Below are 15,233 nucleotides of genomic sequence, written 5' to 3'. Positions count from 1 at the left end.
CAATTCATGGGTAATTCTCACGATGGCAGCAAGAAGCATGAATTCAAGAAACTGGTTGCAGTCCCTTCTTTTTCTCTCCATTACCGGCAGCTTGATTGCCGCCGCCCTGCTGGTGTTGGTAATCAGTATTCTCTATCCGTCATTGCCGTCACTCGATGCGCTGACGGACTACCACCCCAAACTGCCGTTGCGTATTTATGATGCCCAGGGCGGGCTGATTGCAGAGTTTGGCCAAGAACGCCGCGCCTTTGTACCCATTGAACAAACCCCTAAAGTCATGAAAGAAGCCATTCTGGCGATTGAAGACCGGCGCTTTTACCAACATAACGGCATTGATACCACCGGCATCCTGCGCGCCATCCGTAACAATCTCACGGGACGCGGCCATGAAGGCGCCAGTACGATCACCATGCAGGTGGCCAAGAACTTTTTCAGCGGACCGGATGCACCGCGTAACATCTGGACCAAGATCAAAGAAGCGATGCTGGCGATCAAGATTGAAAACACCATCAGCAAGGACAAAATCCTGGAGCTTTACCTGAACCAGATTTACCTGGGCGAACGTGCTTATGGCTTTGCCACCGCCTCCAAGACTTACTTTGATAAGGACCTCAAGCAGATTAACCTGGCTGAGGCTGCTCTCCTAGCTGGCCTGCCAAAAGCGCCCAGCAAATACGACCCATATATTCATCCCGACTACGCGATCAAGCGCCAGCATGAAGTCCTGCGTGACATGCACCGCTACGGCATGATTACGGACCGCGAACTGGAACAGGCGATGAACACTCCATTGAAGTTCCAGTCATCCAGGCAGCAGATACAAGCACTGGGCAGCGAATACGTCGCCGAAATCGTAAGGGCTACCTTGTATAAACGCTATGGCGAAAAAGCGTATACCAGTGGTTTGCGCGTTTACACGACAATTAACAGCAAACATCAGGCGGCAGCTAACAACGCGGTGATCCAGGGTATTATCAATTTTGAATTGCGGCACGGATTCCGTGGGGCAGAGCAAGTGATTTCATTGCCCGCAGGCAAATTGAAGGCCAGTGAAGTCAGCGAATTACTGCGTGATTTTGTCACTTACAACCAGTTTGTGCCCGCCTTGGTCACCAAGGTTGAGCCCAACCTGCTCACTTTGGTCACCAAGCGTGGCACGGTCCTCAAGTTGCAGGATAAAGCAATCCTGCTGGTGAAAAACCATATGCCACCAGCCAAGCGCACACCGCTGTCACTGTTGCCGGGAGCGGTTATCCGCGTTTATCAGCAAGGTGACAACTGGATGGTAGTACAGTTACCTCAGGTCGAAAGTGGTTTTATGGCCCTCAACCCGGAAACCGGGCAAGTACAGGCCTTAATTGGTGGCTTCAGTTTCCAGCGCAACAAATACAACCACGTTACCCAGGGTCGTCGCCAGCCCGGATCAAGCTTCAAGCCATTTATTTACTCGGCTGCGCTTGAAAAAGGATACAGCCCAGCCAGCGTGTTTGAAGATGCGCCCATCAGCTTTTCCTCGACTGAGACCGGCAGCAACAGTACTTGGGAACCGCGTAATTATGACGAAAAATATGCAGGCCCCATGCGCTTGCGCGAGGCATTGGCACAGTCAAAAAATACCATTTCCATCCGCTTGATGAATGCCATCGGCGCCCGTTATGCCCAGAACTATCTCCGCAGGTTCGGCTTTGACCCTAAAGATCATCCAGCTTACCTTTCCACCGCATTAGGAGCTGGCTCAACCTCCATCTGGCAAATGGCAGCCGGATATGCGACCTTTGCCAATAGCGGCTACAGGGTACATCCTTACCTGATTGAAAAGATTGTGGATAGCCGCGGCAAGGTGATTCAAGCGGTTCAAGCCGGTAAACATGTTTCGCAAGAGCGGGTTATTGACCAGCGCAACGCCTTTATCATCACGACCATGTTGCAAGACGTGGTGCGGGACGGGACCGCCAGGGCAGCGCTTTCTTTGCGTCGCCCTGATATTGCTGGCAAGACCGGCACCACCAATGACCAGTTTGATGCGTGGTTCGCCGGGTATCACCCGAAAGAGGTGGCCGTCGCTTGGGTGGGTTATGACAATCCACGCAACCTGGGTCGCGGTGAAACTGGTGGCCGTGCTGCATTACCGATCTGGATCAGTTATATGCAGCAAACGCTGCCTGGTTTGCCGGTTTACCAGTACAAGGTACCGGATGGCGTACTACAGCTGAAAGTGGACGCCTATACCGGGGCACAAGTCGGCGAAGATGATACCGGCATTTATGAATATTTTTACGAAGAACACTTGCCACAATCAACCCCAGAGAATCTGCCTGGCCTGTTTGACCCAGAAGGTGAACAAGCCCCGGCAGACGATGAGCCTTCCTTCCTGGAACGGCTTATTGGTGAGCATAGTGGTGGAGGCAATGATGACAAAAAGCTGCCCTCGAATCCGGCCGCTAAATTGCTGAGCCCTAACTAAGACACTTTAAATTGCGAGGGCCACGGTATGTTTGACGAATTTCCAAGTGACCTGCGGCAAGAAATCGCGCAGTCCGCAGCCCGCCTGATGTTTGAAGAAGGCATCAGTGATTATGCCCGTGCCAAGCGCAAAGCCATCAAAGCAATGGGGATCACGCAGGATGCGCCGTTGCCGACCAACGGAGAAATTGATGCGGCTTTACGTGAGTACCATGCACTTTATGCAGACGAAACCGACGCGGCCCACCTGCTGGAGTTACGCCAGGCCGCACTACACACGATGCGTTTACTACAGAAATTTCAGCCTTTCCTGACGGGTGCTGTGATGGAGGGCACCGCCGGGCCACACACAGATACCGAAATCCATGTGTTTGCCGAAAGCGCCAAAGAACTGGAAATCTACCTGCTTAACCAGAACATTCCCTACCGCCTTGACGAGCAGCAATACCGGATGTCCGACCGTCCGAGCAAACAAAAACACGAACTGCTACGTAAACGCGTACCCGTGGTGCTAGTAGAAACACGTTATGGCACGCAGCGCATCAGTATTTTCGAGACTGACGACCTGCGTACAGCACCGCGCAAACATGGCGAAAAGGCCGGGATCCACCGCATGACGCTGGCGCAGGTGGAAAGCCTGCTTAACCCTGGCATCACGGAATAGCCAGCGGTCGTATTACGCAGCCTCCAGGCCATAGCGCTGCCGCGCCTTAATCAGGTTGCGGGCACTCACAGAACAATCGCTTGAGTCATCACGGTTGCAACCGCCCTACTGCATACTAATCTGCGTATAACCTAACACTGTCCCGGTGGCAAAAGTTAAATCTATCAGCGCAACCTGATAGTCATTAATGGCGCGGATTTCCTTGATTTGCGCCTCGCCCAGCCGGGTCAGGGTTTCCAGTACTTCTGTCATGGTACGCAAGCCTTCATTAAACTGCTTGAGTTCTGCTTCGTAGTTATACCCCGCGATCATCACCTGCTGGCGTGCCGCCAGGATGCGTTGCCAGTTTTGCTCCATTTTATCCAGTGCATCGTGGATTTCGCGTTTGACGGTCAGGGTTTGCAACGTTTTATTGGTCAGGCGTTGCATGCGTTGGGCAATCGCTTTATCCAGCTTGGCTTTACGCGCCTCATTGCTCACCGGCATTTCAAACTTTAGCCCGATAGACCAGTCATTGTATTGCCCATTCAGCAAGTCCTGGCCGATATTACCGAGCCGGTTGGCCGAACTGGAAAGTGCCCCATATTGGTAATCCAGCGTGAACATGGGCAGAGTCTGGTTTTGCAGATAATCAATTTGCAATTGATCTGCGCTAAGCCTGAGTTCCTGCTCCAGCAATTCGATCCGGCTATCCAATGCATCTTTAAGCAGTTTTTCCCGGTCAAATTCAAATTTAACCAGGTTTGGCGTCGTTGAAGGCACCCAGGGCGCGCCACTTGTGCCTTGTTCCGGAAGCTCATTGAGTAAAAACTGTAATTGCCGTTGTGCCAGTTTGAGGTTGGTTTCAGCAATAATCAGCGCTTCCATGCGGTCCGCCACACCAATTTCAGCACGATTCACTTCAATTGCGGCCGTCAGGCCTTCCTGCACGCGACGTTTGACCATGGCCAGGTTTTGGCTGGCATATTCATACTGGTTGCGGCGGACATCCAGTGCCGCCCATGCCTCGTATAAATCCCAGTAAGCTTTATCCACCAGAGTAACAATACGGATACTCTGCAAACGTGTTCTGAGCTGTGCGCTATCCTGGTCAAGGGCGGCAATGCGGATACTGGCCTCGTTGACCTGACGCCCGGCATTACGTAACAAAGGCTGACTGAACGAGAAACGCAAAGCACTGCGGTATTGATCACTGGCCAGACTGCCCTTGCTTTCATAGTTGTCCAGTGGTGCGCTAAGGGTGATGTTACCACCGGTTCTCAATGGCACTTTAATCCCGGTTTCCAACTCCCAGAATTCTTTTTTTTGCTCGGCCGGATTGAGCTTGACCAGCTCACCATCGAGCGCGATGTTGTCAGATTTGAATATCACCTTGTCACCTGACATGGCTGGTAAATCTTTCTGGCCATATTTGGCGTAGGCAAAAATCACTTGGTCAAACTTGGCCTGCTCCTCGCGCAATGATTGTGCAGCAATGGTCGGGTCCATTTTGGCAACTTGCAGGTTAAGGTTGTTTTGCAAGGCTTTTTGCCTGACATCTGCAATACTCAATTGCGCTCCCTGTTTGGGCGCATTGCTCAACATATTGACAGTTTCTGGCGATTCGAAAGGTTGCAATGCACTTTTCAAGTCTATGGTGACAGCTTTGCTACGCTGGTGTTGCTGGTGTTTGACCGCATCATGCAATGGCACACCAGCCCCTTTGGCATAAGGCTCCAGCGCCCGGCCTTCCGTATTCTGCAAGCGCTGGCGGGCGCGACTGTCATTGAGAGCGTCATCCGCCGAGGCCGATACCATGCCTAGGATGCCAGCCAGACTACAGATGGCAAGCGTGAATCTTTGAAAACTCATTTTGACACTCCGGTACCGCCGCTAGCATTAAGCGGAGTAGGCTCGGGTGGAATTCTGGGGGGGAAGCCATTCAGCAACCGCCATAACTCATAACCAATGGTCACTTTCTGCAACAATACCCAGCCTTTTGCGCTAATGCCCTGGCGCAAGAACCTGGCCTCAGGCCAGGCAGGGCTGCCTTCCTGATGCACGACCATGATCCTGAACTGGCCTGTACCGTTATCCGTTGGGTCGACAAAAGCAATCTTGCCCTCAAAGGTCCCCACCCCGACTTGCGCCCAGCCTGGGACCTGAATCGCAGGCCAGCCTTCAAACTCCAGTCGCACGGTGCTCTCGCGCGTAATCAACGGTGCATCGCGACCATCGACCCATAACTCGACGGCACGTTGAGAAGTATGTGGCACAATAATCAAGAGCGGATCGCCCTGCTTGATAATCTGCGATTGCGAATTGACTGGCAAACGGAAAATTGTGCCGTCGCGCGGGGCGATGATTTTTTGCATGTTTTGCCGCGCCAGTGAAATCTCCGAGCTATGCAGGCTGTTTTCGGCATCGGAGACTTCGCCTTTAATTTTGTTGATATTGGCCGTCACCGAGTCCAGATAAGCTTGCGTATCGGCACGCACCTGACGGATTTCTGCCCGCGCCGACTGCGCCTCAGCCATCGCGGACTGCAATTGCGCCTGAGCGCTGCTCAGGTTGCGACTGGCAATGGTATGGTCGCGCTCAGCCACTTCGGTATCCCGCTTGGAAACCAGCCCATCGCCCAGCAAGCGCTGCATGCGTTTGACCTGCAGAGTAGCCGCATCGAGGGTCGCCTGCGCCGAATTCACGGCCTCCTGTGCACTCAGGATTTTCTGGTTGGCGACATCCAGTTTATATTGGGCTGCGGTGATTTTGGCATCCCGGCCCGTCGCCAGGTTGTCGCGCTGCACAGTGTAAGCCGATAACTCGCTTTCTTTGGAAGCCAGCTTGTCTTGCAGATTGTCGCGTTGTGCTTGCAGGCGTTGCCGGAAGTTAGGGTCAGTATCGCTGATTTCAAGCAATACATCGCCTTGTTTGACTTGTGACCCTTCTTGTACGTACCAGTGCTGAATCAGACCGCTTACCGGCGCATCTACCGTTTGCACCCGTTCGGAAGGCGAATAGGCAGTCACCTTGCCCAAGGCGGTCACGTTTTGTTGCCATGGCAGGGGTAAAAATGCCATCGGCAACACGACCACCAACCAGCCCATGCGCCTGATCCAGACCCTTAACCGCTCGGGCGTCTGCACATCTTCCATCAGCATGGTTTCAACTGCTTTATTCATGCTGGCCTCCCGTGTGATCGGTCAGCGTCTTGCTTTGCAGGTTCACCACCTGCTGGCAGTGCTGCGCAATGTGTTGATAACGCGTCGTGATGAGCAGTATCCAATCTTGCTGTTGTCGTTTAAGCAACATCAGCACCTGATCGAGCTCGTGCTGTGACAGCTGGTCTAGCAGGCTGTCAATGATTAACACATCCGGTTTTCCAAGCATAGCCCGGGCCAGCATCAAACGTTGCAGTTGCGTATGCGTCATCGGTGCGCCAAAGTCAGTCAATACCGTTTCTATGCCGTTGGGCAACTTGCTGATTTCTTGCCATAAGCCCAGTACCTGCAATACTTCAATCACGTCATCCAGCGCGATGTCTGGCCGTTGCAACTTCAGGTTATCCAGAATAGAACCATGCTGCCACTCCACCTTATTGGCAACACCAATCCGATCTCTCAAATGAGACAGGTCAAGCTGACGCACGTCAATATCGTTGTAACTGACATGCCCCTGCACCGGTTGCCTCATGCCTGTGATGAGCTCCAGTAAAGTGGTCTTGCCACTGCCCAGGGCACCGATCACCGCCAGGCTTTGGCCGCGGTGCAAGGTAAAGCTTATATTACTCACCAAAGCCGGTTGATCTGCATGCCTGAAAGTCAGCTGATTGACCTTCAGCGTTTTGTAGCCCTCCTCGCCTGATTGATGATCGCCAGAGCGCTCTACTGGCAGGGTTTCCAGCACGCCCACCTTGTCTACGGCGGCAAGCAGGTCATAAAAATATTCCAGCTTGGTCACGAATCTCACAAACGCTGACAGCACACCAAAAATGATCAGCTCTGCCGCAACAAACTGGCCCAGGTTGATCTGGCCTTTAATCACCAGTGTGCCCCCCAAAATCAGCATGCCGGTGCCTATCAGGGCATACAAGCTCACCGCGCCTATCAGTTGCATCATCAGTACTTTAAAGTGCTTGCCACGAACCGATAGGTAGCCTTCAGCAAGCTGCGCCGTATTGGCCGAATTGCGCTGTCTGGCACCATAAAATTTCGAGAGCCATTTATTCCGGGCGATGGTTTCCAGCCAGGCAGCCATTTCATACTTGGCCTTGGACTCTTTGATGGCGGTTTCTTCCGCATGCTTACCCAAACCAAAGACAATACCCCACAACACGATCATCATGAGAATGACCAGAATGCCGAAATACAGACTGTAAAAAAGCAGAACAATGCTACCTATCAAGCCTTGCAGCAAAGCGGTCAAACCTACTGTTAGCAAGGTCGCGACGGATTTCTGCACAGTTTGAATATCAAAATACCGGTTGACCAATTCGACTGGATTGAATTGATCGTAAACGGAAATGTGGATTTGCTCGGTATTTTTTGCAATCTGCAGGCTATGCCGCACAAAAATCCGGCGCTGGATCATCTCAACCAGAAAGCTCTCAATGACATAAATTGTGCCTGACAATGCCAGCAAACAAAACAGGATGACACCGACCACATAGAGTGGCTGCAAGACTCCTCCCATGGTGACGATATTGACCATGGTTTGTACTGCCACGGGTGTTGCAATGCCAAGGACACCATATGCCGCTGTTAAATAAAACAGCAGAAAAATATCCTGTTTTTCAAACGAAAGTAACTTAACGACTCTTTGAAAAGGCGTGAGAGATGCTGGTTTAATGTTTGCCATGATAAGAATTGTTGTTAATTAGGCCCTGTGAATGGATAACTTGAGTTTATATTAGTTCCCCAAAAAAAAAACGGCTCAATAAGAGCCGTTTTCTTATATCACACAAGTGTTACAAGCTGTAAGCACGCTCACCATGTTCTGTGGTGTCCAGGCCTTCACGCTCATATTCTTCACTCACACGCAGACCAACCACAGCATCTACTACTTTATAAAGAATCACGCTGACGATACCAGTCCAGACCAATGTCACGACAACAGCGATGATTTGAGTGGTCACTTGTCCACCCATGGTCACGCCTTCGGCATAACCCACACCACCCAGGCCAGGTGCCATCAGTACACCAGTACCCACCGCACCCCAGATACCTGCCAGGCCGTGTACACCGAATACATCCAGCGAATCATCATAGCCCAAGGCTGATTTGAGCTTGGTCACGCCCCACAGGCTGATAAAGCTTGCTGTAAAGCCCAGGATGATGGAACCCATTGGACCGATGAAACCACATGCAGGTGTAATCGCTACCAAGCCGGCAACCGCACCGGATGCAGCGCCCAGCATGCTAGGCTTGCCACGGAACAACCATTCGGCAAAGATCCAGCCCAATACGGCAGCAGCCGTTGCCAATTGTGTATTGATCAGTACCATTCCTGCTGTTGCATCTGCAGCCAATTCACTGCCCACGTTGAAACCGAACCAGCCCACCCACAGCAATGAGGCACCAATCATGGTCATCACGAGATTATGCGGAGGCATCGCTTCTTTACCGTAACCGATACGTTTGCCCAGCATGATGGCACCGACCAATGCTGCCACACCAGCGTTGATATGCACCACAGTACCACCGGCAAAGTCTTTGGCACCCAACTCTGCCAGGTAACCACCGCCCCAAACCATGTGTGCGATTGGGATGTAGGCAAAAGTCACCCACAAGGCCGAGAACAGTAGTACGGCTGAGAATTTCATACGCTCAGCAAAACCACCCACAATCAGGCCAGGTGTAATTGCAGCGAAAGTCAACTGGAAAGTCAGGAAAACATATTCTGGAATACTGCCGGATAAACTATCTGGTGTAATGCCTGCCAGAAACGCCTTGCTCAAGCCGCCAACGATCATGTTACCTTCGCTAAACGCCATACTGTAGCCGTAAGCCGCCCACAGAACAGAGATCATGGAAAACACGACAAAAACTTGCATCAGCACGGAGAGCATGTTTTTCTGGCGTACCAAGCCACCATAAAACAAAGCCAGCCCTGGGATGGTCATCAAAATCACCAACACGGTTGCCACAATCATAAATGCAGTATTGCCAACATCGAGTGTTGGCGCTGCTTCAGCCGCAGCTGGTGCCGCTTCAGCCGGAGCAGCAGCGGGTGCTTCAGCGGCAGGTGCCGCTTCTGGCGCGACAGTTTCTTCAACAGTGATGGTTTCTGTCACTGTTTCTTCAGCATAACTCACAGGGGTTGCCGCCAGGCCCATCAAAGCGACCAGCGATAACATGGAAAGAATTTTCTTCATAGCTGAAGCCCTTTCTTATAGCGCATCCGGACCGGTTTCGCCGGTACGTATACGGTAAACTTGTTCCAGATCGAAGACAAATACTTTGCCATCACCGATTTTGCCAGTGGCTGCCGCTTTTTCAATAGCGTCCACTACCTGATCAAGCATGTCATCCTTGATCGCCACTTCGAGCTTCACTTTTGGCAAAAAGTCTACGACATATTCCGCACCACGATATAACTCGGTATGCCCTTTTTGACGGCCAAACCCTTTGACCTCAGTGACTGTGATGCCTTGTACGCCAATGTTGGACAAAGCCTCACGCACTTCATCAAGCTTGAATGGCTTGATTATTGCGGATACAAATTTCATTTGCTTCTCCCGTTGTTAACTCTGGCGGACAACACGCCCGCCAGATCTAAACTTGCTTAGTTATTAACTTAGAATGTACGGCCTAAAGTGAATACCAGTCGACCCTCGTTCAAGTCTTTGCTTTGTGCTCGGCCACCATCACCTTTGCCATTAAAGCTGGTACCACCGTAGCCATTTTCGCCCCAGTATTCACGGTTGCTCGCACCAACGTAATACAGACCAGCGTTCCAACCTTCTGTTGCGCCAATCTTGAACGCCTTGCTCAACCCAATCTTGTAGTCGGTGTAGTCTGGGCTTGATGCACCGGTAAAGCTTGCGCTTGGGCCAGATGCGCCACCAGGACCATCTGGATCAAATGCAACGTCAAGGCTACCATTAACATTCAGCTGACCAACGTGACCAATCAAGGTCAAGTCCCACCATGGCAGTGGATAGGCCATGTTAAATTCGATATAGGTTGAGCCCTTAGTGCTGCCATCCCAACCAGTATCACGATCAGCACCAAACCAATCAGTGAGTGTATATGACAATTTAGCACTGAAGTAGCTGTAGGATAAGCCGAAGTTGACTTCGGTAGTGTCCCAACGACCACCACCAGGTGTTTGGACTACGTTTGGTTCTGTAGACAAGCGGTATTTTTTCCAAGAACCACCTGGATACAAATAGCTGTAGAGACCGACAGTCCAGCCCAAACCTTCAACAGCAGGAATAGAACCGTTGTAACCACCATAAACGTCAATTTCAACGTTTGCGTCTGGATAGGTATTTGGTGTCACATTTGAACCCCAGATACCACCATAGAAACCGCTACTGTGTGTGATGTCCATGCCGCCTTGCATTGCTGGGCGATGCCATGTTTGGGAAATACCGCGGAAGTAGTAGTCTGAAACAAATCCAATGTTACCAGTTGCAGTCCAGTCTGACTTAGCTTCTTCTTCAGCTGCGTATGAAACTTGTGCAAAAGATAATGCACTCAATACTGCTGTGAGCAAAATAGATTGACGCATTTTATTAGTCCTCTCTCTGTGAAATCTTTGATTAAGTTGTTGTAAACGAGAATGAAACAACAACAACCACAAAGCAAAGCACGTGCCAAACTACAAATATATTTAAATTCAAATATTTAATAATTTATTTTAATGTAGAATATTATATTAATTATTTAATAAACTGTTTTTTATTGATTTAACTCTTAAACATAAGGATGCAACCACCCTTTTTACTCACTGATAATGCTAAAATAGTTAGCAAAGGAGCCTTTACCATGCTGATTTCAAATGAAAAAATTCAGGAATTATCTTTAAAAATCAAACAACTAATCGAATCAAGCCCCATTTCAGAGCTAAATAACAACCTGCATGCACTAATTCAGGGCGCAATCACCAAAATGGAACTTGTTACGCGTGAAGAATTCGATATCCAATCGGCATTATTAGCGCGCACGCAGCAGCAATTAAAACGACTTGAAGAAAAAATCAGTCAGCTGGAAGAAGCGCAGGCATCCAGAAAGTAAAAATTAATTTACAATTGTTAGCATTCCATTATTAAGGAGTGCGCTATGAGTCTGGCGGTGTTATACAGTCGCGCGTTAAGCGGCATGGAGGCGCCAGAAGTGGTGGTAGAAGTCCACTTGGCGAATGGGTTACCCAGCTTCACGATTGTCGGCCTGCCAGAAACCGAAGTCAAGGAAAGCAAAGACCGGGTGAGAGCCGCTATTCAGACCGCCCAGTTTGAATTCCCTGCCCGCCGTATCACTGTGAACCTTGCCCCCGCTGATTTACCGAAAGAAGGTGGTCGTTATGATTTGCCGATTGCGCTCGGTATTTTGGCTGCCTCTGGTCAGCTTCCCAAAAAAGCCCTGGCGGGTTATGTTATCGCCGGTGAGTTGGCATTGACAGGGGCGTTGCGACCTATCCGAGGGGCGCTCGCCATGACCTATCAATTGCTGCAAGATAAAGCAAATAAAAGAGCCGCCATCCTGCCCCAAGAAAGTGCATATGAAGCCAGTTTGGTAGAGGGCTGCACCATTTTTGCTGCGGATAGTTTGCTGGCAGTATGTGCGCATCTTTCTGACAAGCAGGCGCTTTCAGTACACCCACAGGTGACTCCGAATGAACACACAGCACTTGCAGATTACGAGGATGTAAAAGGCCAGCTGCGTGCCAAGCGTGCTCTGGAAATCGCCGCCGCAGGGCAACACAGTCTATTAATGAGTGGTCCCCCAGGCACAGGCAAAAGTATGCTGGCACAGCGATTTGTCGGCATTTTGCCGGAGATGTCCACACAGGAAGCGCTTGAAAGTGCAGCGATCTTGTCGCTGACAGGACAGTTCCCCGCGACGCGCTGGAAACAGCGCCCTTTTCGTGCTCCGCATCATACTGCCTCTGCTGTTGCGTTGGTCGGGGGTGGCAGCGTGCCTAGGCCAGGTGAAATTAGCCTGGCCCATCACGGCGTGCTCTTCCTAGATGAGCTTAACGTTTAGCTTTTCTTATAATATTGTCAATATGACTTTTATTTATATACATCAATAGTATATATGGACACCTCCAACGTGAAAGTAATTGACAATGATCAATATCGCAAGAGCAAACATAGATTTTCCCTTTTTGGCAATCAATCTACATGTCCTGCATAAATTAGAGGAGGCCCACCACAATGTGGAATTGGGCGTTGCTTACAAGGCAAAAGCTAAGCCAGTTTTACGTACGCTTGAATGCTTTTTGCAAATAACTAATCGAAAATTAAATGATTCGATTCTGCAAAGCCCGGCCTTTGGGGAAATAATCTGCCTATATGCTGGGGCTTTATACTCGAAAAAAATATTCGAAATAACTAATCAAACAACTTATACATATCTATGTATTCTATCCAGGCTTTGTGAGCAATCCCAAAAACTATTCGACTCATACCCCTTTCCTAGTTTGAAATTTCACCTGACCAAACCTTCCTTAGATGCAATCAGTTGTGTTGAAAAATTTGAAAAGCTTGAATTAAATGAAGAAAAAGTTTGGCTATGGAATGCTTGGAAATGTTCAAATAAAGAAAGTGCAGAGTACTGGGCACCCTTGTACGGCATTTACGAAAAATTTGGGCGAGATTTCACACAGAAACTGTACGACATTTGCACGCTATATTACAGCGCCAGTGGAGCCGATAGAATTCATGGCCTCAAGTCTTTTGTTAATTTTATACGTCAGACTAAGGAACCTCTAAATGAGAGGAACTTCCAAGACCCCCATTTTATGGGTCCTTTTCTAAGAAGATTTCTAACATTTTATTTTGAGGAGGGGTATGCAAGCGGAGTCAAGGTCAACACATTGATTACTCGCTGGAACGGTTCAATTCTTCCGTTCCTAAATACATATTTATTGCGCTCAGATTTATTTGCGGAACCTTATGGAGCGATCCCTTCAATCCCTTTTAAAAAAGGTCCAAAATCGAGCAAAAATATAAAAATTGCTGATGAAGGGTATCTTGTCAGTCAAAAGCTATTAACTGACATTCCTTTGCATGCGACTGATGAAGAAGCTATGCACCTTCTCTTTCATAATATAAAAGCTGATTTAGAAATTGCCATAACATGGGCCGAATGGGCTATAAATGAAATATGGGCAAGATACACATTAAGATTAGAAAATAGCACCTTAGGAAAAGTAGTTAAGATTGGTCAGAGTGATAAAACAAATAAAAACTCATGGTTAATTGATCGTTTTAATCCTGATCATTTAAAAAATGCAGCATCTACATATTTCCATCATGGACATATTGTAGATAAAAAAAATAACGCGCATCTTTTTCTTCCGAACCCGTTACCTCAAACTGCATACGAATTAGGCTTACCTATCACAGGGGCACTTTTACCTTTTTGCATTATCTTGATTGCTAATCACCCACAAATAACACCGTCCTTCTTAGAGAAGCTGCAACTCTTTGACAAAAATGGAAAATTGGTTGGATTTGTGAAGTCTGATAACGGCTATAACTTGATTAGCTACAAAAGTCGCAAAGGGCCTTTACTTGCTGAACAAATCATTCATTTAAATCTAAAAACAACATTTATTGTTCAGCAAATGATTGACTTAACTACCAGCTTACGGAACCACCTAAAAAAGAATAATGATGATAATTGGCGATACCTATTATTAACATGTAAACGTGGCTTTAGTTACCCAGCAAGAATTAAAAGGTTAGCAAGCGATACTTCACTGAGATTTGAATCATTTGCGGAATCTTTAGCAAATACATCCTCTCTAGACTATGAGAAGCGCCTTAAATATGCTCTTAGGTTCAGCCTCCCGGCTTTAAGAGCCAGTTGTGGTGTGCTGGTGTATCTTGAGACTAGAAGTCTCAGTGAAATGTCTAAAGCTCTGGGACACACCCAGTTAGACATAAGGCTCATCAGCCGGTATCTTCCAAGGCCAATTCTAGATTTTTTCCAAGAACGATGGATTCGTATATTTCAGGCAGCAATAGTAATTCATGCAATGAAAGATAGTGACCTTGTGCTTGAAGCAAGTGGTTTCGAAACAATTGATGAAGTCGATGAATTCTTGAAAACACATGCTTTGAGACCAACTACAAACCCAGCTATCCAGAATAGCAATAACTTTACTGAGCAGAACATCATTAAAGAAATAGTATTTGGAGTCAATTCAGAAATTATGACAGTGTTATTTAGCTTAATGCAAGCAGTTGACCAAGCCAAAAGTACTGTCAATGCAAAAGCTAAATATTGGTCGGAAATAGCTTATTACCTAATTAATCATATCGAAACTTTAATCACACAAAGACCAGACCTGAAGCTATATCTTGATTATGCAAAGCAAAACTCTAATCCAAGCTGGATGGAAAAGATAATCTATGCAAAGTAATAAATTGTGGCCAGAAGAGCTTAGTTTTCTGGAGTCTATCAATGGCGACCGCTTTCAGGAGTATCGTCATTGTCCATTTCTTACTGTCTCATTTGATGCTGAAGTTTGGATTCTTGATTTTGGTAAGTTAGAATTCTGTACGCTTGATTTTAGATTAAAACTTGAAAACGGTAGTTTGTTGACAGATGAGACGAATAGACTGCTACTAGATTTATTTGTGGATTCCATTGATTTTGAGCAATCGTTCCAGTGTTAATGAGCAGTTAGAACCCTTCTAAATCACTCTCCTTTTAGTTCAAGGTTGATACTTCTAGCTGCTCCTTCGTGGTAATGGTTAATGATGTATAACTATCGTGTATAATCTACGGAAACACGCAGTAAACACCCATGTAATTTTCTTTTCCAAATTCTCTTCATTAGGCAATAAGCATTTCGTGCTACTTGCCAAACTCGGCTAAATTTAGCCAGCCATTCCTGTTTTTAAAATTCGCTGAATCATTAGATTCAGGCGCATTTATATTTCTTGTTT

General features: G+C 48.1%; 11 protein-coding genes and 1 pseudogene. 6 read left to right on the top strand and 6 right to left on the bottom strand.

Annotation, left to right across the window (positions count from 1 at the left end; all coding sequences use genetic code 11):
- Positions 1 to 37: 37 nt before the first annotated feature.
- Together ACJ67_RS00910 and ACJ67_RS00905 are read left to right on the top strand one after the other, a co-directional pair.
- On the top strand, positions 38 to 2,464 hold the full coding sequence (locus ACJ67_RS00910; RefSeq protein WP_049637492.1) for a penicillin-binding protein 1A: 2,427 nt from the start codon (positions 38 to 40) through the stop codon (positions 2,462 to 2,464).
- A 27-nt stretch (positions 2,465 to 2,491) separates the two neighbouring features.
- A complete protein-coding gene (locus ACJ67_RS00905; RefSeq protein WP_049637491.1) occupies positions 2,492 to 3,127 on the top strand; it encodes a hypothetical protein in 636 nt (211 codons plus the stop codon).
- 105 nt (positions 3,128 to 3,232) lie between these two features.
- Here the strand turns inward: ACJ67_RS00905 and ACJ67_RS00900 are convergent, their stop codons facing one another.
- The 6 genes from ACJ67_RS00900 to ACJ67_RS00875 all read right to left on the bottom strand — a co-directional run bounded on the left by ACJ67_RS00900 (position 3,233) and on the right by ACJ67_RS00875 (position 10,840).
- Complete coding sequence (locus ACJ67_RS00900; protein ID WP_049637490.1) at positions 3,233 to 4,978, bottom strand: TolC family protein; 1,746 nt, start codon at positions 4,976 to 4,978, stop codon at positions 3,233 to 3,235.
- Positions 4,975 to 6,288, bottom strand: a complete 1,314-nt coding sequence (locus tag ACJ67_RS00895) for an HlyD family secretion protein (RefSeq protein ID WP_049637489.1) — start codon at positions 6,286 to 6,288, stop codon at positions 4,975 to 4,977. The genes ACJ67_RS00900 and ACJ67_RS00895 overlap by 4 nt, the downstream gene beginning before the upstream one ends.
- A complete protein-coding gene (locus tag ACJ67_RS00890) occupies positions 6,281 to 7,963 on the bottom strand; it encodes a peptidase domain-containing ABC transporter (protein ID WP_049637488.1) in 1,683 nt (560 codons plus the stop codon). Before ACJ67_RS00890 ends, ACJ67_RS00895 begins: the two co-directional genes overlap by 8 nt.
- A gap of 109 nt (positions 7,964 to 8,072) precedes the next feature.
- Entirely contained in the window at positions 8,073 to 9,479 is a 1,407-nt protein-coding gene (locus ACJ67_RS00885) for an ammonium transporter (protein ID WP_049637487.1), read from the bottom strand.
- Positions 9,480 to 9,494: 15 nt separating this feature from the next.
- A complete protein-coding gene (gene glnK, locus ACJ67_RS00880; protein ID WP_018986930.1) occupies positions 9,495 to 9,833 on the bottom strand; it encodes a P-II family nitrogen regulator in 339 nt (112 codons plus the stop codon).
- A 68-nt stretch (positions 9,834 to 9,901) separates the two neighbouring features.
- Positions 9,902 to 10,840 carry a TorF family putative porin gene (locus tag ACJ67_RS00875; RefSeq protein ID WP_049637486.1) on the bottom strand — a complete coding sequence of 313 codons (939 nt, stop codon included), beginning with the start codon at positions 10,838 to 10,840 and terminating at the stop codon, positions 9,902 to 9,904.
- Positions 10,841 to 11,097: 257 nt separating this feature from the next.
- On the opposite strand from ACJ67_RS00875, the gene ACJ67_RS00870 reads away from it, so the two are divergent.
- The 4 genes and pseudogenes from ACJ67_RS00870 (at position 11,098) to ACJ67_RS00855 (ending at position 14,960) form a co-directional block, all read left to right on the top strand.
- The gene (locus tag ACJ67_RS00870; RefSeq protein WP_049637485.1) at positions 11,098 to 11,346 is read left to right on the top strand and encodes an accessory factor UbiK family protein; all 249 of its coding nucleotides are present in this window, start codon (positions 11,098 to 11,100) and stop codon (positions 11,344 to 11,346) included.
- Between the two features lie 45 nt (positions 11,347 to 11,391).
- Positions 11,392 to 12,306, top strand: a pseudogene (locus ACJ67_RS00865) (YifB family Mg chelatase-like AAA ATPase); the annotation flags it as partial.
- 94 nt (positions 12,307 to 12,400) lie between these two features.
- Positions 12,401 to 14,704, top strand: a complete 2,304-nt coding sequence (locus ACJ67_RS00860; RefSeq protein ID WP_049637484.1) for a hypothetical protein — start codon at positions 12,401 to 12,403, stop codon at positions 14,702 to 14,704.
- The gene (locus ACJ67_RS00855) at positions 14,694 to 14,960 is read left to right on the top strand and encodes a hypothetical protein (RefSeq protein ID WP_049637483.1); all 267 of its coding nucleotides are present in this window, start codon (positions 14,694 to 14,696) and stop codon (positions 14,958 to 14,960) included. The genes ACJ67_RS00860 and ACJ67_RS00855 overlap by 11 nt, the downstream gene beginning before the upstream one ends.
- The last annotated feature ends 273 nt before the right edge of the window (positions 14,961 to 15,233 follow it).

Origin of the sequence: Methylophilus sp. TWE2, assembly GCF_001183865.1 — a bacterium.
Lineage (GTDB): Bacteria > Pseudomonadota > Gammaproteobacteria > Burkholderiales > Methylophilaceae > Methylophilus.
The sequence above is the reverse complement of the archived record's forward strand: the minus strand, read 5'-3'. Positions and strand labels throughout refer to the sequence as shown.